The organism is Bartonella sp. AP57NXGY (assembly GCF_042195805.1).
Lineage (GTDB): Bacteria > Pseudomonadota > Alphaproteobacteria > Rhizobiales > Rhizobiaceae > Bartonella.
The window spans coordinates 1-553 of sequence record NZ_JBHIOZ010000664.1; the positions used below are offsets into that span (position 1 = coordinate 1).

Annotated in this window: 1 protein-coding gene and 1 pseudogene; both read left to right on the forward strand. The window is 44.8% G+C overall.

The window, feature by feature from the left end:
• Positions 1-132 (forward strand): annotated as a pseudogene (locus ACFIL8_RS12535) (DNA transposition protein); the annotation flags it as partial.
• A complete protein-coding gene (locus tag ACFIL8_RS12540; protein ID WP_375690104.1) occupies positions 129-392 on the forward strand; it encodes a hypothetical protein in 264 nt (87 codons plus the stop codon). The pseudogene ACFIL8_RS12535 and the gene ACFIL8_RS12540, both read left to right, overlap by 4 nt.
• Positions 393-553 lie beyond the last annotated feature (161 nt).

Here is a 553-nt window from a genome sequence, read left to right on the forward strand (position 1 = left end):
GCTGGAGCTTTGCGGCAAATTGACAAAACCATGATGTTGGCACGCATGGCAGCGCTTGGAGATGGGTGTGAGGTGACCCTGAAACATGTCAAAGCGGCATGGAAAAACCGTGACGTGGAGGAATTGGCATGATCCCTTTATGCGACAAAGAATTATCCGATACGCTTGTTGGTCTTTATGACGATTATCAATGCGGTTTTGATATTGGAGAAAAGCTTCAATTGTGTGTTGATTTGGCGTTATTGCTTGAATTGGAGTTGAGTGTTCACCGTTTGGGGGAGGCGGATGCGGTTTTGGAAGGCCAAGTTTCAGAAGTTTTGGCTGAGTGTGAAGGCTCTGATGCGGATGAGAGCAATCGTGTGATTTATATGGATTTTGGAGGCGGAAAATGATGGAACGCAACCCCTATATGGTGAGAGATAGCTTGATTGCTTTGCGCTCTGCCTTGTTAAAACATGAAATGGATGGGATTTTTTTGCATGGACAAGATGTTCGAGAATTGAATGAGTATTTGCGTCGTTTGGCAGGCTATAACCACGTTTTAAGTCATGAG

What these genes read in the sequence shown, in the direction of transcription:
- ACFIL8_RS12540 (WP_375690104.1), top strand. Translation starts at nt 129, where the DNA reads ATGATCCCTTTATGCGACAAAGAATTATCCGATACGCTTGTTGGTCTT.